The organism is Pseudomonas sp. LABIM340, from assembly GCF_040017195.2.
GTDB lineage: Bacteria > Pseudomonadota > Gammaproteobacteria > Pseudomonadales > Pseudomonadaceae > Pseudomonas.
In genome coordinates this window covers 1,184,014-1,209,371 of sequence record NZ_CM200227.1, presented here as the reverse complement: position 1 = coordinate 1,209,371, position 25,358 = coordinate 1,184,014, and the positions used below count along the sequence as shown (strand labels likewise).

Sequence of the window (25,358 nt, the reverse complement as noted above, 5' to 3'; positions counted from 1 at the left end):
GATCAGTCCTCAACGCAGTTTCAACGTGGCCAGGCCGATCAGCACGAGAATCACCGTGATGATCCAGAAGCGCACGATCACGCGCGGTTCAGGCCAGCCTTTGAGTTCGAAGTGGTGGTGGATCGGCGCCATGCGGAACACCCGCTTGCCGGTCAACTTGAAGGAGGCGACCTGGATCACCACCGACAGGGTTTCCATGACGAACACGCCACCCATGATGAACAGCACGATCTCCTGGCGGACGATCACGGCGATGGTGCCCAGCGCGGCGCCCAGCGCCAGCGCGCCGACGTCACCCATGAAGACCTGGGCCGGATAGGTGTTGAACCAGAGGAAGCCCAACCCAGCGCCGACGATGGCGCCGCAGAAGATGATCAGCTCGCCCGCACCCGGCACGCTCGGGATGAACAGGTATTCGGCGAATTTGATGTTGCCCGACAGGTAGCAGAATATCCCCAGCGCGCCGCCGACCATCACGGTGGGCATGATCGCCAGCCCATCGAGGCCGTCGGTCAGGTTCACTGCGTTGCTGGAGCCGACGATCACGAAGTAGGTCAGCACTACGAAGAAGATGCCCAGCGGGATCTCGACGTTTTTCAGCATCGGCACGATCAGGGTGGTCTCGACCGGCGTCTCGGCAGTCATATAGAGGAAGATCGCCGCGCCCAGGCCGAATACCGACTGCCAGAAATACTTCCAGCGGCTCGGCAGACCACGGGAGTTCTTCTCGATCACCTTGCGGTAGTCATCCACCCAGCCGATGGCGCCGAACAGCAGGGTCACGGCCAGCACGACCCAGACGTAGCGGTTCGACCAGTCGGACCACAGCAGCGTACTGATGGCGATGGCGGTGAGAATCAGCGCGCCACCCATGGTCGGCGTGCCTTTCTTGGACAGGTGCGATTGCGGGCCGTCGTTGCGCACGGACTGGCCGATCTGGCGGATCTGCAGGGTGCGGATCATCCACGGGCCCAGCCAGAGCGACAGGGCGAGCGCGGTCAGCACGCTCAGGATGCCGCGCAGGGTCAGGTACTGGAAGACGCCGAAGCCCTTGTAGAACTGTTGCAGGTACTCGGCGAGCAGCAGCAGCATTTAGTGAATCTCCTCGGAGGAACCACACAGCGCCGCGACGACCTTGTCCATCGCCGCGCTGCGGGAACCCTTGATCAGAATGGTGGTGGTCGATGCTTCGTCGGCCAGGGCGCTGACCAGGCTGGCCTGATCGGCGAAGTGCCGGCCCGCGGAACCGAACGCCTGCACGGCGTGGCTCATCAACGGTCCGACGGCATAGAGCGCGGTGACTTTGCCAAGGGCGTAGGTTCCCACTTCGCGGTGGGAAGATTCCGCCCAGGCACCCAGCTCGCCCATGTCCCCGAGGACCAGGACGGTCCGGCCGGAAAAGCCGGCGAGTATATCAATCGCCGCACAGATTGAAGCCGGGTTGGCGTTGTAGCTGTCGTCGATCACACGCATGCCATTCGTCGCCAGCTGGGCTACGGCGCGACCCTTGACCGGCTGCAGGTTCTGCAGGCCGGAAACGATCCCGACCAGCGGCACGCCCAGGGCGTGAGCGGCGGCAGCGGCGGCCAGCGCATTCGTGACGTTGTGCTCACCCAGCAGATTCAGCTGAACGGCAGCCTCGCCGGCCGGGCCCTGCAGGGTGAACCCCGGGCAACCACGGGCATCACGCTTGACGTTGCTGGCGCGGAAGTCGGCGCGAGCGTCGTGCAGGCCGAAACTGGAAATACGCCGACCGGCGGCGCGGGCCTGCCAGGTGTCAAAGGCCTTGTCGTCGCGGTTGAGGATGGCCACGCCGTCGGCAGCCAGCCCCTCGAGAATCTCTCCCTTGGCCAGGACGATCTTGTCCTGCCCGCCGAACTCACCCACGTGGGCGGTACCGGCGTTGGTGATGATGGCGACTTGCGGGCAGGTCAGCGCGACGGTGTAGGCGATTTCACCGACACGGTTGGCGCCCAGCTCGATGACCGCACTCTTGTGCTCAGGGGCCAGCTGCAACAGGGTCAGCGGCGCACCAAGGTCGTTGTTCAGGTTGCCGCGGGTCGCCAGGACTTCACCCTGGGTCCGCAGGATGCTGGCGAGCATCTCCTTCACGGTGGTCTTGCCGCTGGAGCCGGTCACGGCAGCCACGTGGCCGGTGAAGGCAGCGCGGTTCAGCGCGCCGAGCTGGCCCAGCGCGATACGGGTGTCTGCAACGACCAGTTGCGGCAGCGGCGCGCCGACGACTTCGCGCTCGACCAGGGCAGCAACTGCGCCCTTGGCGGCAACGTCGGCCAGGTAGTCGTGGCCGTCGAAGCGCGGGCCGGTCAGGGCAATGAACAGCTGGCCGGGCACGATGGCACGGCTGTCGGTGCTGACGGCGTCGAAGCTGGCATCGGCGCCGACCACACGGCCTTGCAGCGCAGCAGCGACTTCGTTGAGCGAAAGGGGCTTAAGCACGCTTCACCTCCCAGGCAGCCAGCGCCTTGGCGGCTTGTTCCAGATCGGAGAACGGGTGGCGAACACCGTCGATCTCCTGGTAATCCTCATGCCCCTTACCGGCCAGCAGCACCACGTCATCGACGCCGGCAGCGGCAATCAGGCGGGCGATGGCCTCACCGCGACCGGACACGAACTCGACCGCTTCAGGCTTGGCGAAACCGGCACGGATGTCGGCGATGATCGCCTCGCTCTTCTCGGTGCGCGGATTGTCATCGGTGACCAGCACGCGGTCGGCATGCTGTTCGGCGATCTGCGCCATGATCGGGCGCTTGCCGCTGTCACGGTCGCCGCCGCAGCCGAACAGGCAAAGCAGCTGACCATGTACGTGCGGACGCAGGGCCAGCAGGACTTTTTCCAGCGCGTCCGGGGTGTGGGCGTAGTCCACGACCACCAGCGGCTTTTCACCGCCGCCCAGGCGTTGCATGCGGCCGATCGGGCCTTCCAGCTGCGGCAGCACCTTGAGCACGTCGCCCAGCGGGTAGTCCAGGCCCAGCAGCGCGCCGACCACGGCCAGCAGGTTGCTCAGGTTGAACTTGCCCAGCAGCGAGCTGCGCAGCAGGCCTTCGCCCTGCGGGGTGACGATCTGCGCTTGCACGCCGGCATCGCTGAAGGTGGCTTCGCGGCAATAGATGTACGCCGACGGGTCGCTCAGGCTGTAACCCATCAGGCGGGATTCGTGGGACTCGGCGGCCAGTTGGCGACCGAAGTCGTCGTCCAGGTTGATCACCCGGCAACGCAGGTTCTGCCAGGCGAACAGCTTGGCCTTGGCGGCGCCATAGGCCTCCATCGAGCCGTGGTAGTCCAGGTGGTCGCGGGACAGGTTGGTGAACACCGCCACGTCGAAGCCCAGCGCCGCGACGCGGCCCTGCTCCAGACCGTGGGAAGACACTTCCATGGCCACAGCCCTGGCGCCAGCCTGCTTCAGGCGTGCCAGGGTCGCCTGCACGGCAAGCGGGTCAGGCGTGGTGTGGCGACCGCTTTCCAGCGCGCCATAGAAACCGGTGCCGAGGGTGCCGACGATGCCGCAGCGCTCGCCGAGCAGGTCCAGCGCCTGGGCCACCAACTGGCTGACGCTGGTCTTGCCGTTGGTGCCGGTCACACCGACCAGTTCGACGCCACGGCTGGGTTCGCCGTAGAAGCGTCCGGCGATGGCGGACAACTGCTTGGCGAGGCCCTTGATGGCGATCATTGGCACGTCGCTGGGCGGCAGATCAACAGCACCTTCCGCTTCATAGGCGACAGCGGCAGCGCCTTGGGTGAGCGCGGCGGCAATGTGCCCGCGGCCATCCTGGCGACCGCCCGGCACGGCCAGGAACAGGTCGCCCGGCTTGACGGTGCGGCTGTCCAGGGTCAGTTCACGGATCAGTTCGCCGCTTTCGGCTTGCGGCAGCAGTTGATTCAGGCTCATCGGCATCAGCCACGCCCTCCTTTGGCAGCGGGCGCAGCATCAGCTTGTTGCTGCGGGGTCGCCGGCAGGTTGTCCGGCGGCACGTTCATCAGGCGCAGCGTGCCGGACATCACCTTGCTGAACACCGGCGCGGATACCAGGCCACCGAAGTAGCCGGCCTTGCTGGGTTCATCGATGACCACCACGGCGACGTAGCGCGGGTTGTTCATCGGCGCGAAGCCGGCGAACAGGGAGCGGTAGGAGTTCTCGGCATAGCCCTTGGCGCCGGTCGCGGTCTTGCGCGCGGTACCGGACTTGCCAGCCACGTGGTAACCCGGCACCTGGGCGCGGTACACGCCGTTCGGCGCTTCGATCACTTGCTGCAGCATGCCCTGCATGGTCTTGGCGACCGGCTCGGGGATGACCTGGGTGGCTTCGGCCGGACGATCGGCGCGGACCATGGTCAGCGGTACGCTGCGGCCATTGTTGGCCAGCGCTGCGTAAGCATGGGCGAGCTGGATGGCGGTGACGGACAGGCCATAGCCGTAGGACAGGGTCGCAGTTTCTGCCTTGCGCCACTCCCGGTAGTTCGGCAGGTTGCCGACGCGCTCGCCGGGGAAGCCCAGGCCGGTGTCCTGGCCGAGGCCGACCTTCTGCATCAGGCTGTAGATGGCTTCGCCGCCGATATCGAAGGCGACCTTGCTCATGCCCACGTTACTGGAGCGGATCAGGATGCCGGTCAGGTCCAGCACCGGACCTTCGGTACGGGACACGTCACGAATGGTGTAGCGGCCGATCTGCAGCGTACCGGGGTAGACCTCGACCTTGTCGGTGGGCTTCCAGCGGCCGGTTTCCAGCGCCGCACTCATGGAGAACGGCTTCATGGTCGAACCCGGCTCGAACACATCGATCATGGCGCGGTTGCGCATCATCGCCGGCTGCAGGTTGCGACGGTTGTTCGGGTTGTAGGTCGGTTGGTTGGCCATGGCCAGCACTTCGCCAGACTTCACGTCGAGGATCACCAGACTGCCGGCCTTGGCACCGTTCTCCACCAGCGCATTGCGCAGCTCACGGTTGGCGAGGTACTGCAGGCGCAGGTCGATGGAAAGGGCCAGGGTTTTGCCGGCCTTGGCGTTGCGGGTGACCTGCACGTCGCGGATCAGGTGACCACGGCGATCCTTGAGCACCTGGCGCTTGCCCGGCACACCGGCCAGCCAGCTGTCGAAGGCCAGTTCCACACCTTCACGGCCGCGATCGTCGACGTCGGTGAAGCCCACCACCTGGGCGGCGACTTCGCCGGACGGGTAGAAGCGGCGGAATTCCTCGACCGAATAGACGCCGGGGATGCGATGGGTCTTCACCTGGGCCATCACGGCCTCACCCTGCTCCGGGGTCAGGCCACGGACCAGATAGATGAATTCCTTGTCGGCATTCGCATCCAGGCGCTCGGACAGCGCCGCCTTGGGCTGGCCAAGGGCGTCAGCGAGGAAGCCCCACTTTTCACGTTCGAGCACCAGCTCCTTGGGGTTGGCCCAGAGCGTGGCAACCGGCGTACTGACGGCCAGCGGCTCGCCGTTACGGTCGGTGATCAGGCCGCGGTGCGCGGGAATGTTGATGTGCCGCACGCTGCGCGCATCGCCCTGGCCCTTGAGGAAGTCGTGGTCGATGACGTGCAGGTCGACGATCCGCCAGGCGATCGCCGCCACCATCGCCAGCAGCAGGGCGATGACGACGCGGAAGCGCCAGGGATAGCGAGCGCCGGCCAGGTCTCTCATGGCGCCACCATGATGATTTCGGTGGGATCAGGCACGCGCATCTTCAGCTGGTCGGTCGCCAGGCCTTCGATGCGGCTGTGGGCCGTCCAGGTGCTCTGCTCGAGGATCAGGCGGCCGTACTCGGCCTGCGCCTTGTCGCGAATGTTGAGCTCGGTGTACAGCGAGTTGAGCAGCTGGCGGTTCCAGTACGCGCTGTAGGAAACGGAGATGGCCGACAGCAGCACGCCGATGAACAGCAGCAGCATGAAGAAGCTGCCGGTCGGCAGGCGCTTGGAGAAGAGCCGGCTCATCTGAGCTTCTCCGCGATGCGCATGACTGCGCTGCGCGAGCGCGGGTTGGCCTTGAGTTCAGCCTCGGAGGCATAAACCGGCTTGCCGATCAGCTTCATGCGCGGATCAAAGGGTTTGACCTGGATCGGCAGGTTGCGCGGCAGGTTATCCGCCTCGCCCTTCACCTGCTTGCGCATGAACTGTTTGACGATGCGGTCTTCCAGCGAGTGAAAGCTGATCACCACCAGGCGACCGCCCACGGCCAGGCCTTCCAGCGCGGCTTCGAGACCCCGCTCCAGATCGCCCAGCTCGTTGTTGATGAAGATGCGCAGTCCCTGGAAGGCGCGGGTAGCCGGGTTTTTGCCCTTCTCCCAGGCCGGATTGGCCTCGGTGATCACGGCCGCCAGATCGGCGGTGCGCTCGAACGGCGCTTCCGCACGGCGCTGCACGATGGCGCGAGCCATGCGCTTGGCGAAACGCTCTTCGCCGTAATCCTTGAACACGCGGGCGATCTCGTCTTCCGCGGCGGTGGCGATCCACTGCGCAGCGCTGACGCCCTGGTCCGGGTTCATGCGCATGTCCAGCGGACCGTCGTTGAGGAAGCTGAAGCCGCGCTCGGGGTCATCCAGCTGTGGCGAGGACACGCCCAGGTCCAGCAGAACCCCATTCACGCTGCCCTGCAGGCCGCGCGCGGAGAACTCTTCCGCCATCTCGGCGAAGGACCTTTGCACAATGACGAAGCGGCCGTCTTCGGCCGCCAGTGTTTTTCCCGTCGCGATGGCTTGGGGATCCTTGTCGAACCCGAGCAGTTGACCGCCCGGCCCGAGCTTGCCGAGCAAGGCCCGGCTGTGCCCTCCCCTTCCGAAGGTTCCGTCCACATAGCGGCCGCCCTCCAGGGGGGCCAGTGCTTCGACGGCCTCCTCGAGCAGAACGGTGATGTGTTGGAAGGTACTGGTCACAGGCAGGCTCACAGAATAAGGTCGCGCAATTCATCCGGCAGGCCGCCGGGTTCTTTGATGGCTGCGAGATCGGCCTCGGCAACCGCATTCCATTTGTCTTCGTCCCACAACTGGAACTTGTTCAGCTGGCCGACCAGCATCGCCTTCTTGTCCAGGCCGGCGTACTCGCGCAGGCGCGGCGGAATGAGAAAACGCCCGGCGCCATCCAGCTCCAGGTCAACGGCATTACCAATCAGCAAACGCTGCAGGCGCCGCGTTTCTTCACGCAGCGAGGGCAGTTCGCGCAGCTTGGCTTCGATGAGTTCCCATTCAGGGAGGGGGTATACGGTGAGGCAGGTGTCGACGGCATCGATGGTGACGATGAGCTGGCCATTGCAACGCGAAACGAGCTCGTCACGATACCGACTCGGCATCGCGAGGCGCCCTTTGGCGTCGAGACTGATGGCGTTAGCTCCGCGAAACACGTCAGCGCTTCCCCTGTGGTTGGCTATCCATGCCTGTTGATCCCACTTTTACCCACTTCGTACCACTTCCGCACACTATAGAAATCCGCGCTCCCCACCGTCAAGGCGAGCCAGAGAGGAAAAATCCTTACAGGACCGAGATTTAGCGTGCTTTTGCGAGGTTCGGGGAGGGATTTTGACGCGCTAGAAAAGAGAAAAGCCCAGTGTTTTCAAAACACTGGGCTTTCATACTTAAAGTGATTTCTTAAGTTTGTAACTTCTTCCGGTCAGCGACAAATGGTCATGTGGGAAGAAGTGGAGGAAAAGTGGTGAGAGTCGATCTGTAAGCCGGGTTCTGTCGAGGACAGCCATTCCTCTGGGACATACATCACTGCATGCCTCAAGCGATCTACCCGAACCCAACGCGGGCCGCGCCAATGGGTTCCTATTTGATCTTGCTCCGAGTGGGGTTTACCTAGCCACGAACTGTTGCCAGCCGTGCGGTGCGCTCTTACCGCACCTTTTCACCCTTACCGGCGCTTGCGCGCTTAGGCGGTTATTTTCTGTGGCACTTTCCGTAGACTCGCGCCTCCCAGGCGTTACCTGGCACTCTGCCCTATGGAGCCCGGACTTTCCTCCACCCCATGGTGAAACACCACGGAACAGCGACTGTCCAATCGACTCTCAGTCCGCAAGGTTAGCGGCTGACGACGCTCAGGACAAGCTCAAGCCTTGCCCTGGCGCTCCAGCGCGATCTGGTAAAGCTGGTTCTTGCGCGCTCCGGTGATCTCCGCGGCAAGCGCTGCGGCACGTTTGACCGGCAGTTCCGCGAGCAGCAGATCGAGCACACGCAGAGTCTGCGCATCCACCGCCTCATCGCTCTCCGGCGCCGGTTTGCCGGCCACCAGCAGCACACATTCGCCGCGCTGCTGGTTACTGTCGGACGCCACGAATTCGCGCAACTCGCCCAGCGGCAGCCCCTTCAGGGTCTCGAAGGTCTTGGTCAGCTCACGGGCCAGCAGCGCCGGCCGTTCGTCGCCGAAGATCGCCGCCATGTCTTCGATGCACTCCAGCACGCGGTGCGGCGCCTCGTAGAAGATCAGGGTGCGCGGTTCATCCACCAGCGCCTCCAGGCGCCCACGACGACCGGCGACCTTGGCGGGCAGGAAGCCTTCGAAGACGAAACGATCCGACGGCAGGCCTGCAGCAGAAAGCGCAGCGATCAGCGCGCAGGCCCCCGGCACCGGCACCACGGCAATGCCTGCCGCGCGCGCCTGGCGCACCAGGTGGTAGCCCGGATCGGAAATCAGCGGCGTGCCTGCATCGGAAATCAGCGCGACGTCCTCGCCGGCCTGCAGCTTGTTGAGGAAGCGCCCACCCTGCTCCCGCTCGTTATGCTCATGGCAGGCCGCCAGCGGCGTCTGGATGCCGAAGTGCTGCAGCAGGCGCACGGAATGACGGGTGTCTTCGGCCGCGATCAGGGCCACGTCGGCCAGCACCTTCAGCGCCCGGGCGCTGATGTCGTCCAGGTTACCAATGGGAGTAGCCACCACATAGAGAGTGCCTAGGGTCACGCGGGAGAACCTCACCGGAAGCGTCAGAAAAGACGCATTGTATCCCGATTCCGGCAGCCGCCATCGCGTCACCCTCGCCGCTTGGGTACAATCGGCAGCTCTTTGAATGCGTCACGAGAAGCCCGATATGATCGCTCGCCTGCGTCCGCTATCCGCTCTGTTCCTGGCTGGCATGCTCGCCGCCTGTGCGTCCTCCCCGTCGTCCAATCTCGGCGAACTGCCGCGCACCCCGGACGCCAGCATCGAACAGCTGCTGCAGCAGGCCTCCACCGCCAAGCCGGACGAAGCCGCCGTCCTGCGCCTGTCCGCTGCCGATCTGGCGTACAAGCAGAAGGATCTCGGCCGCTCCACGCAGATCCTCGATCAGATCCCGATGGACAGCCTGAAGCCCGCCCAGCAGGTCTTCGCCAGCACCCTGCGCGCCCAGCTCGAACTGGCCCGCAACAAGACCAAGGCGGCTCTGAAGGCCTTCGACAACCCCAGCTTCCAGCGCCTGGGCGAAATGCCCGTGGACCTGCAGGCCCGCGCCGGCATGGTCAAATCCCTGGCCCTGGCCGCCGACGGCCAGACCCTGAGCGCCGCCCGCGAGCGCGTGTTCATCGACCCGCTGCTCAACGCCGAGGCCAGCAAGGCCAACCATGAGGAAATCTGGAAGCTGGTGTCCAGCCTGCCCCTGGATCAGATGCAGGCCAGCAGCAACGAAGGCGATCTGAACGGATGGCTGGAGCTGGCACGCATCACCAAGTCTTCCTCGACCCTGAAGGAACAGCAGTCGAACATCGACAACTGGGTCGCGCAGAACCCGGATCATCCGGCCGCCAAGCAACTGCCTGACGCCCTGACCAAGCTGAAGTCCCTGGCCGCCCAGCCACTGAACAAGATCGGCCTGCTGCTGCCGCAACAGGGCCAGCTCGCCTCCGTCGCCCGCGCCCTGCAGGACGGCTTCCTCGCTGCCCACTACCAGGCCCAGCAGAGCGGCCAGGCGCAGCCGGCGATCAAGCTCTACGACAGCACCCAGGTGCGCTCGCTGGACGAGTTCTACCGCCAGGCCCAGGCCGATGGCGTACAGCTGGTCGTAGGCCCGCTGGAGAAGAACCTGGTCAAGCAGATGAGCAGCCAGCCGCAACTGCCGATCACCACCCTGGCGCTGAACTACGCCGACGGCAACCAGGAAGGTCCGGCCCAGCTGTTCCAGTTCGGCCTGTCCGCCGAGGACGAAGCCCGCGAAGTCGCCAACCGCGCCTGGAACGACGGCATGCGCCGCGCCGTGGCCCTGGTGCCGCGCGGCGAGTGGGGCGACCGCGTACTCGCCTCCTTCAGCCGCAACTGGCAAGCCGCCGGCGGCACCCTGATCGCCGCCGAGCACGTCGACCAGCCGGTTGAGCTGGCCCGCCAGATCGCCGACCTGCTGCAGCTGCGTCAGAGCGAAGGCCGCGCCAAGCGCCTGCAGGGCGTGCTCGACAGCAGCGTCGACACCCAGCCGTCGCGCCGTCAGGACATCGACTTCATCTTCCTCGCCGCCACCCCGCAGCAGGCCCGCCAGATCAAGCCGACCCTGGCCTTCCAGTACGCTGGCGACCTGCCCGTCTACGCCACCTCCAACCTGTATACCGGCGTGAACAACCCGGCTCAGGACCAGGACCTGAACGGCATCCGCTTCTGCGAGACCCCGTGGCTGCTGAACCCGAACAACGCCCTGCGCCAGCAAGTCGCCGCACAGTGGCCGGCCGCCAACGGCAGCCTCGGCCGCCTTTACGCCATGGGCGCCGACGCTTACCAGCTGGCCCCGCGCCTGCCGGAGCTCAAGGCCGTACCGAGCATGCAGGTAGACGGCCTGACCGGCACCCTGAGCGTCAGCGCCGGTCAACGCGTTGAACGCCGCCTGCCCTGGGCCGAGTTCAAGAATGGCCAGGTCCAGCCGCTGGAGAACAGCGGTATTTGATCGGCAACAGCCCTACCCAGAAGGCCGGGCGGCAGGCCGAAGCCGCCGCCCTGGCCCACCTGGAACAGCATGGATTGCGCCTCCTGGCGCAGAACTGGACGTGCCGCCGAGGCGAGCTTGATCTGGTCATGCTGGACGGCGATACAGTAGTATTCGTCGAAGTTCGCTCCCGCCGGCATTCGGCCTGGGGAGGAGCGCTGGAAAGCGTGGACTGGCGCAAGCGACAGCGCCTGGCCATCTCCGCCGAACTCTTCCTGCAACAGAACGCCCGCTGGAGCAGTCATCCCTGCCGGTTCGACGTCGTCGCCATCGACGCGCGCGCCCCAGGCTCCGCAGGGCACTTGAACTGGATTCCCAACGCTTTTGACACCTGATCAGACGCCCGACGAAAGGTCACACCTGATGGACATGCAATCCCGTATCCGCCAGCTCTTCCATGCCAGCATCGAGACCAAGCAACAGGCCACCGAGGTGCTCATCCCGCATATCGAGCAGGCCAGCATGGTCATGGTCAATGCCCTGCTGAACGAGGGCAAGATTCTCTCCTGCGGCAACGGCGGCTCCGCCGGCGACGCTCAGCATTTCTCCTCCGAACTGCTGAACCGCTTCGAGCGTGAGCGCCCGAGCCTGCCAGCGGTTGCCCTGACCACCGACAGCTCGACCATCACCTCGATCGCCAACGACTACAGCTACAACGAAGTCTTCTCCAAGCAGATCCGCGCCCTGGGCCAACCGGGCGACGTGCTGCTGGCGATTTCCACCAGCGGCAACTCGGCGAACGTCATTCAGGCGATCCAGGCCGCACATGATCGCGAAATGGTTGTCGTAGCTCTGACCGGCCGCGACGGCGGCAACATGGCATCGTTGCTGCTGCCCGAAGACGTGGAGATCCGCGTTCCGGCCAAGGTCACCGCACGCATCCAGGAAGTCCACCTGCTGGTCATCCACTGCCTGTGCGACCTAATCGACCGTCAACTGTTCGGGAGTGAAGAATGACCCGTACCCCACTGATCGCAGCCGCACTGGCCGTGACCATGGCACTGGGTGGCTGCACGAGCTTCGTCAGCGCCACCCGCGACAAGCCGATCGACGATGACAAGGGTACCCGTACCCTTGGCAGCAAGATCGACGACTCGCTGATCGAAACCAAGGTGGCGGTGAACGTCGCCAAGGCCGATGCGGACCTCGACCGCAACTCCCACATCGTCGTGATCAGCTACAACGGCGTGGTACTGCTGGCCGGCCAGACCCCACGCGCCGACCTGAAGAACAAGGCCGAGCAGGCCGCCAAGGAAGTGCAGAAGGTCAAGACCGTGCACAACGAGCTGCAGATCCTGCAGCCCTCCTCCCTGGCCGCCCGCAGCAACGACACCTGGCTGACCACCAAGATCAAGAGCCAGATGCTCGCTGACGCGAACGTGCCCTCCACCCGTATCAAGGTCCTGACCGAGAACGGCATCGTCTACATGCTGGGCCTTGTGACCCGCAAGGAAGGCGACCTGGCCACCCAGGTGGTTCAGAGCGTGGACGGCGTACAGAAGATCGTCCGCCTGTTCGAGTACATCGACTGATCGCTCGATCGCAGGCATGAAAAAGGCGACCCTCGGGTCGCCTTTTTTATTACTTCACCACCTTGAGACTCGGCCGGCCACTGGGGCGCGGTGGCTCGTCGGAGGGGCCGTCATCGGGCAGATCCTCGTCATCGGTGGGTACCGGCGGCTCCAAGTCGAAGACCATGCCCTGGCCGTTCTCCCGCGCATAGATGGCCATCACGGCCTGTGACGGGACATAGAGGCTCTGGGCGACGCCACCGAAGCGACCCTCGAAGCTCACCGCCTCGTTGTCCATCTGCAGGTGGCGCACCGCGGTCGGCGAGACGTTGAGCACGATCTGGCCATCACTGGCATAACCCGGCGGCACCCGCACACCCGGATACTCGGAATTCACCAGGATATGCGGCGTGCAGCCGTTGTCGACGATCCACTCATAGAGGGCTCGCACGAGGTAGGGACGACTGGAGTTCATCATCAGGCTCCTTAGCGCATATCACGTTCGATAGAGGACAGGCTCGCACGGAAAGTTTCCCGCGCAAACTGCCGCTCCATGTAGTCCAGCAGAGGCTTCGCCGGCCGCGGAAGTTCAATGCCCAGGATCGGCAGGCGCCAGAGGATCGGCAGCAGGCAGCAATCCACCAGGCTCAGCTCGTCACTGAGGAAGAACGCCTTGTCGGCGAACAGCGGCGACACTCCGGTCAGGCTCTCACGCAACTCCTTGCGCGCCAAGGCTCGCTCGGCATCCTTGCGGCGGGTATCGAGGATACGGTCCACCAGGCTGCACCAGTCGCGCTGGATGCGGTGTATCAGCAGGCGACTATTGGCGCGGGCCACCGGATAGACCGGGAGCAGCGGCGGGTGTGGATAACGTTCATCGAGGTACTCCATGACCACCGTCGACTCGTAGAGCGCGAGATCGCGATCCACCAGGGTCGGCAGGCTTCCATAGGGGTTCACTTCGGCGAGCTTGGCCGGAATGTTGCCGGCGGGTACGTCGATGATGTCAGCGACGACGCTCTTCTCGGCCAGCACCAGGCGCACGCGGTGGCTGTAATGGCAGGAAGGGTCGGAAAAGCAGGTGAGCTTGTTGATTGCGGCCATGCCGCGCGCCTCCTCGCAGGATCTTCTTGTGGGAGGTAGAAAAACGCACGCGCGCCCCGTAGGGCGCGCGCTTGTTACTACGACTGGTGGTGCTTAGTGCACGTCCTTCCAGTATTCGCGCTTGAGCAGGTAGGCGAATACGAAGAAGAAGGCCAGGAACAGCAGGACGTAGGTGCCGATGCGGTGAGAATCCAGCTTGTTCGGGTCAGCCGAATAAGCCAGGAAGGTCACCAGGTTCTTCACCTTCTCGTCGAACTGGGCTTCGGTCAGCTGGCCGGATTTCGGCACGATGGTCAGCTGGTCGCAAGCCTCATGGGTCAGCGGGGTACCGGTCAGAGGATCGTACTGCTTCTTGCCATCCTCGACGACCTGAACCTGCTTGCAACCGACGACCTGGCGGCCCTGCAGGCTCACCAGCACGTTCGGCATGCCGACATTCGGGAAGATCTTGTTATTCACGCCCCACGGACGCTTGGGATCTTCGTAGAACGAACGCAGGTAGGTGTACAGCCAGTCAGCACCACGAACACGAGCTACCAGGGTCAGGTCTGGCGGCGCAGCGCCAAACCATGCCTTGGCGTCAGCCGGCTTCATGCCGATATCCATGTGGTCGCCGATCTTCGCACCGGTGAACACCAGGTGGCTCATCATCAGCTCTTCCGGGATACCCAGATCACGGCCTACACGCTCATAACGCTGGAACTTGGCGCTGTGGCAGCCCATGCAGTAGTTGGCGAAGGTACGAGCGCCATCCTGCATGGCGGCCTTGTCGGTCAGGTCGATATCGACGCGATCCAGGGCCGGGCCATGGCCTTCGGCGGCGAAGCCGAAGACAGGCAGCAGAGCCAGAACAAATGCAGCGAATTGCTTTTTCATCAGCCAGTCACCCTTTCCGGAACCGGTTTGGTTTTCTCCATCCGGGTGTAGAACGGCATCAGGATGAAGAAGGCGAAATACAGAATGGTGCACAGGCGCGACAGCGTGGTGCCCAGCGGCGACGGCGCTTGCGAGCCGTAGTAGCCGAGGATCACGAAGGAAACCGCGAAGATCACCAGCCAGATCTTGCTCAGCCAGCCCTTGTAGCGGATCGAGCGAACCGGGCTACGGTCCAGCCACGGCAGCACGAACAGCACGGCGATGGCGGCGCCCATGGCGATGACACCCATCAGCTTGTCCGGAACGGCGCGCAGGATGGCGTAGAACGGAGTGAAGTACCACACCGGAGCGATGTGCTCGGGGGTCTTGAACTGGTTCGCCATCTCGAAGTTGGGCTTCTCGAGGAAGAAACCGCCCATTTCCGGGAAGAAGAAGATCACGGTGCAGAAGACGAACAGGAAGACTACGACACCGACGATGTCCTTGACGGTGTAGTACGGGTGGAACGGGATGCCATCCAGCGGGATGCCGTTCTCGTCCTTCTTCTTCTTGATGTCCACGCCGTCGGGGTTGTTCGAGCCGACTTCGTGCAGCGCCAGGATGTGCAGCACGACCAGGCCGAGCAGGACAATCGGCAGCGCGATCACGTGCAGGGCGAAGAAGCGGTTCAGGGTGATGCCGGAGATCAGGAAGTCACCACGGATCCACTGGGCCAGGTCTTCGCCGACGACCGGGATGGCGCCGAACAGCGAGATGATCACCTGGGCACCCCAGTAGGACATCTGACCCCAGGGCAGCAGGTAGCCCATGAAGGCCTCGGCCATCAGGGCGAGGTAGATCAGCATACCGAAGATCCACACCAGCTCGCGGGGCTTCTGGTACGAACCGTACAGCAGGCCACGGAACATGTGCAGGTAGACGACCACGAAGAACGCCGATGCACCGGTGGAGTGCATGTAGCGGATAATCCAGCCGTAATCTACATCTCGCATGATGTACTCGACGGACGCGAAAGCTTCTTCGGCCGACGGAGTGAAGCTCATGGTCAGCCAGATACCGGTGAGGATCTGGTTAACCAGGACGAGCAGTGCGAGGGAGCCGAAGAAGTACCAGAAGTTGAAGTTCTTCGGGGCGTAGTACTTGCTCAGATGGTCTTCCCACATCTTGGTCGCGGGGAAGCGGGCATCGACCCAAGCCATGAACTTGTTCATCAGGCTTTCTCCTGGTCCACACCGATGGTCAACTCGTCACCATCAAGCGAATAAGGCGGAATCGGCAGGTTCAGGGGCGCGGGCTGTCCCTTGTAAACGCGGCCGGCGAGGTCGTAATGGGAGCCGTGGCACGGGCAGAAATAGCCACCTTTCCAATCCGGACCGAGGTCTGCGGGAGCGACTTCCGGGCGGAAGGTCGGTGAGCAGCCCAGGTGGGTGCAGATACCGACGATCACTGCCAGTTCAGGCTTGATCGAGCGCACCTTGGGATCGACGTAGGCCGGCTGGTCCGAAGCCTTCGACTCGGGGTCGGCCAGCTGCCCATCGAGGGTCGGCAGAGCGTCCAGCATTTCCTTGGTGCGGTGCACCAGGAATACCGGCTTGCCGCGCCACTCAGCGATCACCTGCTGGCCCGGCTCGATCTTCCCTACGTTGACCTTCACCGGCGCGCCAGCGGCCTTCGCCTTGGCACTGGGGAACCATGACCCCACGAACGGGACCGCAGCTCCGACCGCTCCTGCCGCACCAACCACCGAAGTGGCCGCGACAAGGAAGCGACGCCGGCCTGCATTCACGCCGTCATTACTCATTCAGTCGTCTCCCATCAGCTTCAAGCCTGTTCAAATCAGGCTTTTAAGTAAAAATTCGAGCCGCGCAAAAAATTCGCCAAATGGTAAAGAAAAGCCCTTGTGATGACAAGGTAATAGCCTGTTACGCAACCCCTGAAACCCTTGCACCGCGCGGCTTGCGCGGATGCGACACCTTGCCGCACGAACTTATTGAAGACATAAAAAAACGCCCAGTCCAAAGGAACCGGGCGTTTTTTTCGAAGCGTCGTATTAACGCTTGGAGTACTGCGGACGCTTACGCGCTTTGCGCAGACCGACTTTCTTACGTTCAACTTCGCGGGCGTCGCGAGTGACGTAGCCGGCTTTACGCAGCGAGCTGCGCAGGGTCTCGTCGTACTCGATCAGAGCGCGGGTGATACCGTGACGGATCGCACCGGCCTGGCCGCTTACACCACCGCCAACGACGGTGACGTAGATATCGAACTTCTCGGTGTTCTCGGTCAGCTCGAGCGGCTGACGGACAACCATGCGAGCGGTCTCACGACCGAAGAACTGCTCGATGGAGCGGTTGTTGATGGAGATTTTGCCAGTACCCGGACGCAGGAAGACGCGAGCGGTAGCGGTCTTACGACGGCCAGTGCCGTAATTTTGAGTCGCCGACATGATGAGCTATCCCGTTAAATCTTCAGTTCTTGAGGCTGCTGAGCGGTGTGCGGGTGGCTGGCACCCTTGTACACTTTCAGCTTGCGGTACATGTCGCGACCCAGCGGGTTCTTCGGCAGCATGCCTTTGACGGCAGTCTCGATGACGCGCTCGGGAGCCTTGGCGATCAGCTTCTCGAAGTTGATCGACTTGATACCGCCCGGGAAGCCCGAGTGATGGTAGTACATCTTGTCGGTAGCTTTGGCGCCAGTGACACGAACCTGCTCGGCGTTGATGACGACGATGTAGTCGCCGGTATCAACGTGCGGGGTGTATTCCGGCTTGTGCTTGCCGCGCAGGCGGGTAGCAATCTCGGTAGCCAGACGACCCAGGGTCAGGCCAGCAGCGTCGACGACGAACCAGTCGCGCTTAACAGTTTCTGGTTTCGCGGTATAAGTTTTCATTCGTTATAGCCTCAGGGGCCGCCTGAAAATAAGACGGCGAATCTTACTGGACAGTGGTTGCCTTGACAAGTCAAGGACAGCCGAAGACAGACACGAATTGGGGCTCGGGTCGGTGTGCGTCCGTAACGACTAGATGTATCGATCGGCAGGCTTTGGCATCCCCCACCGATGAAAGGCTGCGGAATTATGCAGATTCCGGCAGAATTTTCAACCGTCTTACGCACTTGTTTTCATGAGGAGACCTGCATGGAGTACCGCCCGCTCGGCCGCACCGAACTGAAAGTCAGCGCCCTCTGCCTGGGGACCATGACCTGGGGCGAGCAGAACACGCAAAGCGAGGCCTTCGCCCAGATCGAACGGGCCAAGGCCGCCGGTCTGAATTTCATCGATACCGCCGAGATGTACCCGGTGCCGCCGCGCGCGGAAACCTACACGCGTACCGAACAGATCATCGGCAACTGGTTCGCCCAGCGCGGCGACCGCGCCGACTGGGTGCTCGCCAGCAAGATCGCCGGCCCCGGCAACTCGATCAGCCATATCCGTGACGGCCAGCCGAAGCTCGACCGCAAGAACATCGTCGCGGCGCTGGACGGCAGCCTCAAGCGCCTGCAGACAGACTGGATCGACCTCTACCAGCTGCACTGGCCCGAGCGCAGCACCAACTTCTTCGGCCAGTTGGGCTACCAGCACAAGGATGAAAGCTTCACCGCTCTGGAAGACACCCTGGAAGCCCTCGACGAGCAGGTTCGCGCCGGCAAGATCCGCCACGTCGGCCTATCCAACGAGACGCCCTGGGGCACCATGCGCTTCCTGCAGATCGCCCAGGAGCGCGGCTGGCCGCGCGCGGTGTCGATCCAGAACCCCTACAACCTGCTCAACCGCAGCTTCGAGGTGGGCCTGGCGGAAATCGCCATCCGCGAGCAGATCGGCCTGCTGGCCTACTCTCCCCTGGCCTTTGGCATGCTCTCGGGCAAGTACTTCGGTGGCGCCCGCCCGGCCAACGCGCGGATCACCCTGTTCAGCCGCTTCACCCGCTACACCAACCCGCAGACTGCCAGCGCCTGCGACCGCTACGTGAGCCTGGCCCGAGAGCACGGACTGGATCCGGCGCAGATGGCACTGGCCTTCGTCACCAGCCGGCCGTTCGTCACCAGCAACATCATCGGCGCGACCAACCTCGAGCAGCTGGAAGCCAACCTCGGCAGCTTCGAGCTGAAGCTCTCCGACGAGGTACTGGCCGGCATCGAGGCAATCCACAAGGACCAGCCGAATCCGGCCCCCTGACCGCTGCACAAACGAAAAAGCCCGGCAATGCCGGGCTTTTTTCATCCGCGCCGGTTACAGCGCGCGGGCGATGATCTCCTTCATGATCTCGTTGGTACCGGCGTAGATGCGCTGCACCCGCGCATCGGCCCAGGCGCGGGCGATCGGGTACTCCCACATGAAGCCGTAGCCACCGTGCAGCTGCACGCACTCATCGAGCACCTTGCACTGCAGGTCGGTGGTCCAGTACTTGGCCATTGCCGCCGTGGGCACGTCCAGCTTGCCTTCCAGATGCTGCTCCAGGCAGCGGTCGACGAAGACGCGACCGACCTGAATCTCGGTAGCCATTTCCGCGAGCTTGAAGCGAGTGTTCTGGAAGTCCGCGACGGATTTTCCGAAGGCCTTGCGGTCGCGGGTGTAGTCCAGCGTCCATTTCAGCGCCGCCTCGGCCGAAGCCAGCGCGCCGAGGGCGACGGTCAGGCGCTCCTGGGGCAGTTCCTGCATCAGGTAGATGAAGCCCTGCCCGTCCTTGCCCAGCAGGTTTTCCTTGGGGATGCGCACATCCTGGAAGAACAGCTCGGAGGTGTCCTGGGCCTTCATGCCTACCTTTTCCAGGCGCTTGCCCTTGCTGAAGCCCGGCGTGCCGGCCTCCACCAGGAACAGGCTGGTGCCCTTGGCGCCAGCCTTGGGGTCGGTCTTGGCGACCACAATCACCAGGTCGGCCAGCCAGCCGTTGGTGATGAAGGTCTTCGAGCCGTTGATCACGTACTCGTCGCCATCCAGCACGGCGGTGGTCTTCACGCCCTGCAGGTCGGAGCCGGCGCCCGGCTCGGTCATCGCGATGGCCGAGACCATCTCGCCGGAAATCAGCTTGGGCAGGTAGCGCTGCTTCAGCTCTTCGCTGCCGTAGTGAAGGATGTAGGGCGCGACAATGTCCGAATGCAGCGAGAAGCCGATGCCGGTCAGACCCAGACGACCGATCTCCTCGATCACCACGGCGCTGTAGAGGAAGTCCGCCGCCATGCCGCCGTAGGCCTCGGGCAGGTGCGAGCAGAGCATCCCGGCCTCCCCCGCCTTGTTCCACAGCTGGCGGTCGATGTGGCCGTCCTTTTCCCACTGGGCGTGGAACGGTACCGCCTCCTGTTCGAGGAACTTGCGGACGCTGTCGCGAAACAGCTCGTGGTCGGAACTGAACAGGGTTCTCGGAATCATGCAGTGCACCTGCGGATCGGTTGTAGGAATTATTGGAAGGCCGACTGTAGGCCAAGCACGAACCGCTCTGCACTGGACACTTTCGCCAAAAAATAAGACGATCCAGCCGCATCATGACCACTTTAGCGTCATGCAAAGACATCCATAAGAAGTACAAGAACCGATGCCCAACCCAGCTTCCCGCGTGCTGCGCCGCGTCAGCATCCTCGCCACCCATGGCGTGTTCGGCTCCACCCTGATGCAGGCCAAGGACTTCTTCCACATGGCTGCCCTGCGCCATGGTCGCCAACAGGGCCTAGGCCTGCAGCCCAGCTTCGAGACCCGCATCGTCAGCCCCGACGGCCAGTCGGTGATGAGTTTCAGCGGCGACCTCCTGCCGGTCCACGGCGCCCTGGACGAACCGGAGCTGATCATCCTTCCGGCCTTCTGGGGCGATTTCGACGAACTGCTGACCCTCTACCCGCAGGTGATGCCCTGGCTGCGCGAGCGCCATGCGGCCGGCTGTGTGCTGTGCGGCGAAGTCTCGGGAGTGTTCTGGCTGGCCGAGGCCGGCCTGCTGGACGGCAAGGAAGCGACCACCTACTGGCGCTTCTTCCGTGAATTCGCCGAGCGCTACCCCAAGGTGCAGCTCAACCAGGACAAGCACATCGCCGACGCCGACAACATCTACAGCGCCAGCGGCCTGACCTCCGTGCGCGACCTGTACATCTACCTGATCGAGCACTTCTGCGGCGCCGCCGTGGCCCAGGGCGTGGCCCGCGACATCCTCTACGAAGTGCAGCGCACCTATACGCCCGGCCGCCTGGGCTTCGGCGGCCAGAAGCTGCACCACGACCCGGCGATCCTGCAGATCCAGCACTGGCTGGAAGAGCACTTCTGCGACAAGTTCCGCTTCGAGGACGTCGCCCGCGAGCACGGCATGAGCATCCGCAACTTCATGCGGCGTTTCCAGGCGGCCACCGGCGACAAGCCGCTGCACTACCTGCAGCGCCTGCGCATCGAGACCGCGCGCAACCTGCTGTCGACCAGCCGCAAGAGCATCAAGACTATCAGCTACGAAGTCGGCTACGACGACGCCAGCTTCTTCGCGCGCCTGTTCAGACAGCACACCGGGTTGTCGCCGAATCATTACCGGCGCCAGTACGAACAGAAGGAAGCCTGAAACAGGCCATCCCTAGGATGGGTTCACGGACTCGAGTGCCGCCCTATGATCGAGGGCAGCTTTCGACAACAAGAACCCAACGGGATATCGCCATGCGCCGCTTTCTGCTTGCCCTGCTGGCCGTCTTCAGCCTGAACGCTGTGGCGGACGACACCTGGAAACCCTTCCCCTACGACCAGAGCACCTTCGACTACAGCGGGGACAAACTGCGCGAGGCCTGGCCGCGACTGACCCGCGGCTTTGGCGCCAACTACCCCTTCCCGGACGCGGACTGGGTGGTAACCATGGCCACCAGGCATCCCGATGCCCTGGAGAAGACCGTGACCGCCGGCACCGGCTTCAGCGGCAAGCCGGAAGAGGCGCAGGTCTACGCCGAGAAGCTGCAGGACGTGTGGCGCAAGGTATTCCGCGGCGACTTCGCCCAGGCCAAGAAGGACGGTCTCGCGCTGGGTGTCGGCGGACAGGTGCCGGGCATGTTCGCCCAGGTGCTCTATGCCATGTTCCTCGCGCCGAGCCAGGACGAGAAGCAGCGCCTGCTGGAAGAAGTCATCAGCTACACCGACGAGGCCGGTCCGCTGCTCAACGCCGACCCCATCGCCCAGTTCGGCCGCGCCTACGCCAAGGCCCGCCTGGCGGAGGACCTGCCGGTGCCGGTGGTGCTCAAGCGCGGCTACACCGGCGACATCCCCAAGGAACTGGACGCCCTGCTGGCCAAGCAGCCGAACCAGCCGTTCGCCCTGGCGCTCTACGGCGGCTATGAGGCCGGCGTGATCCGCAAGGTCGGCAAGCTGGTGGGCAAGATGACCTACGGGGTCAGCGCGGACAAGATGGAGCAATACTTCGCACGCTCCTTCCGCGCCTCCGACGACCTGCCCATCGGCCACTACGAATACGCCAACGCGCTGGGTTATGTGTACGGCGAGGACGAGGAGCAGAAGGCGCTGGAGCAGCTGAAGAAGGCCGTGGCGATCAAGCCGATCAATGCCATGGAGGCGCTGGAGGTCGCCCATGCCCAGCAATTGCTGAAGAAGGCGCAGCAGGAGATGGCGCAGCGCTGACAACGACACCTCCCTGTAGGAGCGGACCTTGTCCGCGATCGCGGGCATGGCCCGCTCCTACAAGGGCCCGGCACGGTCGGCACAATCCCCGCACCTCGAAAACAAAAAAGGCTGCCCTCGGGCAGCCTTTTTCATTCACCGGACCATCAGGGACGGTGCGGGCGGCTCAGGTATTCGTGGGACTGCATTTCCAGCAGGCGGCTCAGGGTGCGCTGGAATTCGAACTCCAGGCGGCCACCGGTGTACAGGTCCTTGAGCTCGACCTCGGCGGAGAGGATCAGCTTGACGTTGCGGTCGTAGAACTCGTCCACCAGGTTGATGAAGCGGCGGGCCATGTCGTCCTTGGCCACGCCCATCTGCTCGACGTTGGAGATCAGGATGGCGTGGAAGATCTTCGCCAGCTCGATGTAGTCGTTCTGGCTGCGCGGGCCGTCGCACAGCTCGCGGAATTCGAACCAGGCCACGTCATCGCAGGTGATGCGCGCGCGGATTTCGCGGTTCTCGATCATCAGAGCGTCATCGCGGGTCGCCGCAGCACATTCCGGGGTCAGCGCCTTGAAGTCGCGGGTCATGGCCTGCTCAGCCTGCTCGGACAGCGGCCAGTGGTACAGCTCGGCCTGCTCCAGGGCGCGCAGACGGTAGTCCACGCCGCTGTCGACGTTGACCACTTCGGTGTATTTCTTCACCAGGGCGATGGCCGGCAGGAAGCGGGCACGCTGCAGGCCGTCCTTGTACAGGCCGTCCGGCACGATGTTGGAGGTCGCCACCAGGCTGACGCCGTTCTTGAACAGCTCTTCCAGCAGGGTCGCGAGGATCATCGCGTCGGTGATATCGGAGACGAAGAATTCGTCGAAGCAGATGACCCGGGCCTCGTCGGCGAAACGCTTGCCGATGATGGTCAGCGGGTTCTTCTCGCCCTTGAGGGTCTTCATTTCCTCGTGGACGCGCTTCATGAAGCGGTGGAAGTGCGTGCGCATCTTCTGCTTGAAGGGCAGCGCTTCGAAGAAGGTATCCACTAGGTAGGTCTTGCCGCGGCCGACGCCGCCCCAGAAGTAAAGGCCCTTCACCGGCTCCTGGGACTTCTTGCCGAGCAGCTTGCCGAACAGGCCGGTCTTGCCTTTATCCGCGGCGACCAGGTCGTCGTAGAGGCGTTGCAGGTGCTTCACGGCGTTCGCTTGCGCGGCGTCGTGGAAGAAATCGGGGCGTTTGAGGTCTTCCTGGTAGCGCTGAAGAGGCGTCATGATCGGTAGCAAGGCAACGAAAACGGGGGCGCACACTTTAGCGGCGCCCCCGTTGCTTGGCAATTGGCCGGTAGTCGGACCGGCCTGCCGACCTTCACTCCTGCGGAGCGAGAGCCTCGCGCAGACGCTGCATGGCGGCGTCGCGTTCCGCGTCGGTGGAGAATTCCGGGCTGTACGCCACGGCTTCGCCATCCAGGCGCACGCTGAAGGCGTTCAGCTCGGCGTGCAGGTCCAGTTCCTCGGCTTGCAGGCGCTTGGTCACCTGGCCCGCCGCCTTGCCGTCGGCGAAGGCAATGGACAGCAGCAGTTGCTCGCCAGCGGCATCCAGCAGGCGGAAGCGGAAGCCGTCGTCCTCGCGGAAGCTGACGAAACGCGCGGTCTTGGCGGCCTTCTTCTTGCCTTCACCGGCCACTTGCACCTGCTCGCGGAACGAGCGCAGGCCGACCGACTCGCGCAGCTCGCCGAGGAACGGCGTGGCGATGCGACGGGCCTTGGCGGCACCGGCCAGGAGGATGTCCTCCAGGTCGGCCGGGCGGGTGATCAGCGCGTGGTAGCGCTCGCGGGCCTCGCCCAGCTCGTTGTCGAGCAGCTCGAACAGGCGCTGCTTGGCTTCGCCCCAGGCCAGACCACCGAGCAGCTCGGCGCGGAACGCAGCCTGTTGCTCGTGGGTGGAGAAGGCCTGGTACAGGGTGAACAGGTGCGAGTTATCCGGGTCCTTCGGCTCGCCCGGCGCGCGGGAGTCGGTGACGATGCGCGCCACGGCGTCCTTGAGCTGCTTGGCGCTGCCGAACAGCGGAATGGTGTTGTCGTAGCTCTTGGACATCTTGCGACCGTCCAGGCCCGGCAGGGTCGCCACGTCTTCCTCGATCACCACCTCGGGCAGGGTGAACAGCTCCTTGCCATTGCCGAACAGGTGGTTGAAGCGTTGGCCGATGTCGCGGGCCATTTCCACGTGCTGGATCTGGTCGCGGCCGACCGGCACCTTGTGGGCGTTGAACATTAGGATGTCCGCGGCCATCAGCACCGGGTAGCTGTACAGGCCCATGGTGACGCCGGCGTCCGGGTCTTCGCCGGCCTCAACGTTCTTGTCCACCGAGGCCTTGTAGGCGTGGGCGCGGTTGAGCAGGCCCTTGGCGCTGACGCAGGTGAGCAGCCAGGTCAGTTCGGGGATCTCAGGAATATCGGACTGGCGATAGAAGGTCGCCTTGTCAGCATCCAGGCCGCAGGCCAGCCAGGTGGCGGCGATTTCCAGGCGCGAACGCTGGATGCGCGCCGGGTCATCGCACTTGATCAGCGCGTGGTAGTCGGCCAGAAAGTAGAAGGAATCTGCCTGCGGATCGCGGCTGGCGACGATGGCCGGGCGGATGGCGCCGGCGTAGTTGCCCAGGTGCGGAGTACCGGTGGTGGTGATGCCGGTCAGGATACGGGTCGTCATGGGAATCCAGGAATCAACACAAATGAAATGGCGGGCCGGATGGTAACGCGGCTGGCCGACCTAGGCGAGCCGGGCCTGTATCAGGTCCTTGAGCTCGATCAGCTTGCCGTGGAAGAAATGGCTGCACTCGGGGATGCGGATCAACTCATGGGGCTTGCTCAGCTCGGCGCTCCAGGCATACACGCGCTCGGGCGTGACCACTTCGTCGGCTTCGGGCTGGATCACCGTGAGCGGGCAGCGTTCGGGCAGATCGACGTCGAAGCGCTCCACCGGCGGCGCCAGCATGAACAGTTGCGCCAGCTCAGCGCCCTCCTCTTCCAGGCACTCGGCGGCATTGCCGGCCACGCAGGAGCCGAAGGAGAAGCCCATCAGCGTCAGCGGCAGGCCCGGATGCTGCTCGGCCAGCCAGCGCGCGGCAGCCAGCACGTCGTCGATCTCACCGCGCCCTTCGGCATAACTGCCGACGCTCTGACCCACGCCACGAAAATTGAAACGCAGGGTGGCGTATCCTGCATCCCGTGCGGCGCGCTGCAGGGTGGCGACCACCTTGTTCTGCATGGTGCCGGCGAACAGCGGATGCGGATGACAGATCAGCGCGACGCCCTTGGCGTCTGGCGTGGCAAGGTGCAGGGCTTCCAGCTGGCCGTCGGGGCCGTCGAGGAACAGGGGGATTTCGCGGGTGGTCAAACAACAGCTCCGTGACCCCGTGGCGGGTCGTCTCGT

26 protein-coding genes and 1 other RNA gene are annotated in these 25,358 nt (G+C 63.9%); 7 read left to right on the top strand and 20 right to left on the bottom strand.

The features are described from left to right. Positions 1-9: 9 nt before the first annotated feature. The 9 genes from mraY to rsmI form a co-directional block, all read right to left on the bottom strand. Positions 10-1,092: a phospho-N-acetylmuramoyl-pentapeptide-transferase gene (gene mraY / locus ABKS89_RS05850; RefSeq protein WP_081517491.1), complete on the bottom strand. Its 1,083-nt coding sequence runs from the start codon at positions 1,090-1,092 to the stop codon at positions 10-12. Continuing rightward, entirely contained in the window at positions 1,093-2,457 is a 1,365-nt protein-coding gene (locus tag ABKS89_RS05845) for a UDP-N-acetylmuramoyl-tripeptide--D-alanyl-D-alanine ligase (RefSeq protein ID WP_348588031.1), read from the bottom strand. Continuing rightward, on the bottom strand, positions 2,450-3,913 hold the full coding sequence (locus ABKS89_RS05840; RefSeq protein ID WP_348588032.1) for a UDP-N-acetylmuramoyl-L-alanyl-D-glutamate--2,6-diaminopimelate ligase: 1,464 nt from the start codon (positions 3,911-3,913) through the stop codon (positions 2,450-2,452). The genes ABKS89_RS05845 and ABKS89_RS05840 overlap by 8 nt, the downstream gene beginning before the upstream one ends. Next, positions 3,913-5,661 carry a peptidoglycan D,D-transpeptidase FtsI family protein gene (locus tag ABKS89_RS05835; protein ID WP_138212309.1) on the bottom strand — a complete coding sequence of 583 codons (1,749 nt, stop codon included), beginning with the start codon at positions 5,659-5,661 and terminating at the stop codon, positions 3,913-3,915. Before ABKS89_RS05835 ends, ABKS89_RS05840 begins: the two co-directional genes overlap by 1 nt. Then, entirely contained in the window at positions 5,658-5,951 is a 294-nt protein-coding gene (ftsL, locus tag ABKS89_RS05830; protein WP_045209619.1) for a cell division protein FtsL, read from the bottom strand. The genes ABKS89_RS05835 and ftsL overlap by 4 nt, the downstream gene beginning before the upstream one ends. Then, a complete protein-coding gene (gene rsmH, locus ABKS89_RS05825; RefSeq protein ID WP_138212308.1) occupies positions 5,948-6,889 on the bottom strand; it encodes a 16S rRNA (cytosine(1402)-N(4))-methyltransferase RsmH in 942 nt (313 codons plus the stop codon). The genes ftsL and rsmH overlap by 4 nt, the downstream gene beginning before the upstream one ends. An 8-nt stretch (positions 6,890-6,897) precedes the next feature. Next, complete coding sequence (gene mraZ / locus ABKS89_RS05820; protein ID WP_081517487.1) at positions 6,898-7,353, bottom strand: division/cell wall cluster transcriptional repressor MraZ; 456 nt, start codon at positions 7,351-7,353, stop codon at positions 6,898-6,900. Positions 7,354-7,660: 307 nt separating this feature from the next. Next, positions 7,661-8,017: RNase P RNA component class A (gene rnpB, locus ABKS89_RS05815), an RNA gene on the bottom strand. 40 nt (positions 8,018-8,057) lie between these two features. After that, the gene (gene rsmI, locus ABKS89_RS05810) at positions 8,058-8,906 is read right to left on the bottom strand and encodes a 16S rRNA (cytidine(1402)-2'-O)-methyltransferase (protein ID WP_348588033.1); all 849 of its coding nucleotides are present in this window, start codon (positions 8,904-8,906) and stop codon (positions 8,058-8,060) included. Between the two features lie 127 nt (positions 8,907-9,033). Here rsmI and ABKS89_RS05805 point away from each other — a divergent pair, with 127 nt between their 5' ends. From ABKS89_RS05805 to ABKS89_RS05790, 4 genes are read left to right on the top strand one after another with little or no spacing between them, the layout of a single operon-like run. Next, positions 9,034-10,848, top strand: coding sequence for a penicillin-binding protein activator (locus tag ABKS89_RS05805; RefSeq protein ID WP_348588034.1), 1,815 nt, complete (start codon positions 9,034-9,036; stop codon positions 10,846-10,848). Further along, positions 10,845-11,222 carry a YraN family protein gene (locus ABKS89_RS05800; protein ID WP_348588035.1) on the top strand — a complete coding sequence of 126 codons (378 nt, stop codon included), beginning with the start codon at positions 10,845-10,847 and terminating at the stop codon, positions 11,220-11,222. The genes ABKS89_RS05805 and ABKS89_RS05800 overlap by 4 nt, the downstream gene beginning before the upstream one ends. Before the next feature lie 28 nt (positions 11,223-11,250). Beyond that, a complete protein-coding gene (locus ABKS89_RS05795; RefSeq protein WP_017518113.1) occupies positions 11,251-11,844 on the top strand; it encodes a phosphoheptose isomerase in 594 nt (197 codons plus the stop codon). Beyond that, positions 11,841-12,419: a BON domain-containing protein gene (locus tag ABKS89_RS05790; RefSeq protein WP_348588036.1), complete on the top strand. Its 579-nt coding sequence runs from the start codon at positions 11,841-11,843 to the stop codon at positions 12,417-12,419. Before ABKS89_RS05795 ends, ABKS89_RS05790 begins: the two co-directional genes overlap by 4 nt. Before the next feature lie 49 nt (positions 12,420-12,468). Here the strand turns inward: ABKS89_RS05790 and ABKS89_RS05785 are convergent, their stop codons facing one another. From ABKS89_RS05785 to rplM, 7 genes are all read right to left on the bottom strand, one after another. Next, positions 12,469-12,873: a ClpXP protease specificity-enhancing factor gene (locus tag ABKS89_RS05785; protein ID WP_081517483.1), complete on the bottom strand. Its 405-nt coding sequence runs from the start codon at positions 12,871-12,873 to the stop codon at positions 12,469-12,471. Positions 12,874-12,884: 11 nt separating this feature from the next. After that, positions 12,885-13,502 carry a glutathione S-transferase N-terminal domain-containing protein gene (locus tag ABKS89_RS05780; protein ID WP_138212304.1) on the bottom strand — a complete coding sequence of 206 codons (618 nt, stop codon included), beginning with the start codon at positions 13,500-13,502 and terminating at the stop codon, positions 12,885-12,887. A gap of 93 nt (positions 13,503-13,595) precedes the next feature. Beyond that, the gene (locus tag ABKS89_RS05775; protein ID WP_045209612.1) at positions 13,596-14,378 is read right to left on the bottom strand and encodes a cytochrome c1; all 783 of its coding nucleotides are present in this window, start codon (positions 14,376-14,378) and stop codon (positions 13,596-13,598) included. Continuing rightward, the gene (locus ABKS89_RS05770; protein ID WP_045209611.1) at positions 14,378-15,589 is read right to left on the bottom strand and encodes a cytochrome b; all 1,212 of its coding nucleotides are present in this window, start codon (positions 15,587-15,589) and stop codon (positions 14,378-14,380) included. Before ABKS89_RS05770 ends, ABKS89_RS05775 begins: the two co-directional genes overlap by 1 nt. Further along, positions 15,589-16,179, bottom strand: coding sequence for a ubiquinol-cytochrome c reductase iron-sulfur subunit (gene petA, locus ABKS89_RS05765; protein WP_081517479.1), 591 nt, complete (start codon positions 16,177-16,179; stop codon positions 15,589-15,591). Before petA ends, ABKS89_RS05770 begins: the two co-directional genes overlap by 1 nt. Positions 16,180-16,428: 249 nt before the next feature. After that, a complete protein-coding gene (gene rpsI, locus ABKS89_RS05760; RefSeq protein WP_015475858.1) occupies positions 16,429-16,821 on the bottom strand; it encodes a 30S ribosomal protein S9 in 393 nt (130 codons plus the stop codon). 14 nt (positions 16,822-16,835) lie between these two features. Further along, positions 16,836-17,264, bottom strand: coding sequence for a 50S ribosomal protein L13 (gene rplM / locus ABKS89_RS05755; RefSeq protein WP_152220722.1), 429 nt, complete (start codon positions 17,262-17,264; stop codon positions 16,836-16,838). Positions 17,265-17,510: 246 nt separating this feature from the next. Here rplM and ABKS89_RS05750 point away from each other — a divergent pair, with 246 nt between their 5' ends. Next, positions 17,511-18,548: an NADP(H)-dependent aldo-keto reductase gene (locus ABKS89_RS05750; protein ID WP_348588037.1), complete on the top strand. Its 1,038-nt coding sequence runs from the start codon at positions 17,511-17,513 to the stop codon at positions 18,546-18,548. A 54-nt stretch (positions 18,549-18,602) separates the two neighbouring features. Here the strand turns inward: ABKS89_RS05750 and ABKS89_RS05745 are convergent, their stop codons facing one another. Continuing rightward, positions 18,603-19,748, bottom strand: coding sequence for an acyl-CoA dehydrogenase family protein (locus ABKS89_RS05745; RefSeq protein ID WP_348588038.1), 1,146 nt, complete (start codon positions 19,746-19,748; stop codon positions 18,603-18,605). Positions 19,749-20,001: 253 nt separating this feature from the next. Here ABKS89_RS05745 and ABKS89_RS05740 point away from each other — a divergent pair, with 253 nt between their 5' ends. Next, entirely contained in the window at positions 20,002-20,901 is a 900-nt protein-coding gene (locus ABKS89_RS05740) for a GlxA family transcriptional regulator (protein WP_171039356.1), read from the top strand. A 92-nt stretch (positions 20,902-20,993) separates the two neighbouring features. Beyond that, on the top strand, positions 20,994-21,959 hold the full coding sequence (locus tag ABKS89_RS05735) for a hypothetical protein (RefSeq protein ID WP_348588039.1): 966 nt from the start codon (positions 20,994-20,996) through the stop codon (positions 21,957-21,959). Positions 21,960-22,105: 146 nt separating this feature from the next. Here ABKS89_RS05735 and zapE read toward each other — a convergent pair whose 3' ends face one another. The 3 genes from zapE to ABKS89_RS05720 all read right to left on the bottom strand — a co-directional run bounded on the left by zapE (position 22,106) and on the right by ABKS89_RS05720 (position 25,322). Further along, entirely contained in the window at positions 22,106-23,200 is a 1,095-nt protein-coding gene (zapE, locus tag ABKS89_RS05730; RefSeq protein ID WP_138212299.1) for a cell division protein ZapE, read from the bottom strand. Between the two features lie 94 nt (positions 23,201-23,294). Next, positions 23,295-24,635, bottom strand: coding sequence for a tryptophan--tRNA ligase (locus tag ABKS89_RS05725; protein WP_348588040.1), 1,341 nt, complete (start codon positions 24,633-24,635; stop codon positions 23,295-23,297). 60 nt (positions 24,636-24,695) lie between these two features. After that, positions 24,696-25,322: an alpha/beta hydrolase gene (locus tag ABKS89_RS05720; protein WP_348588041.1), complete on the bottom strand. Its 627-nt coding sequence runs from the start codon at positions 25,320-25,322 to the stop codon at positions 24,696-24,698. Between the last annotated feature and the right edge of the window lie 36 nt (positions 25,323-25,358).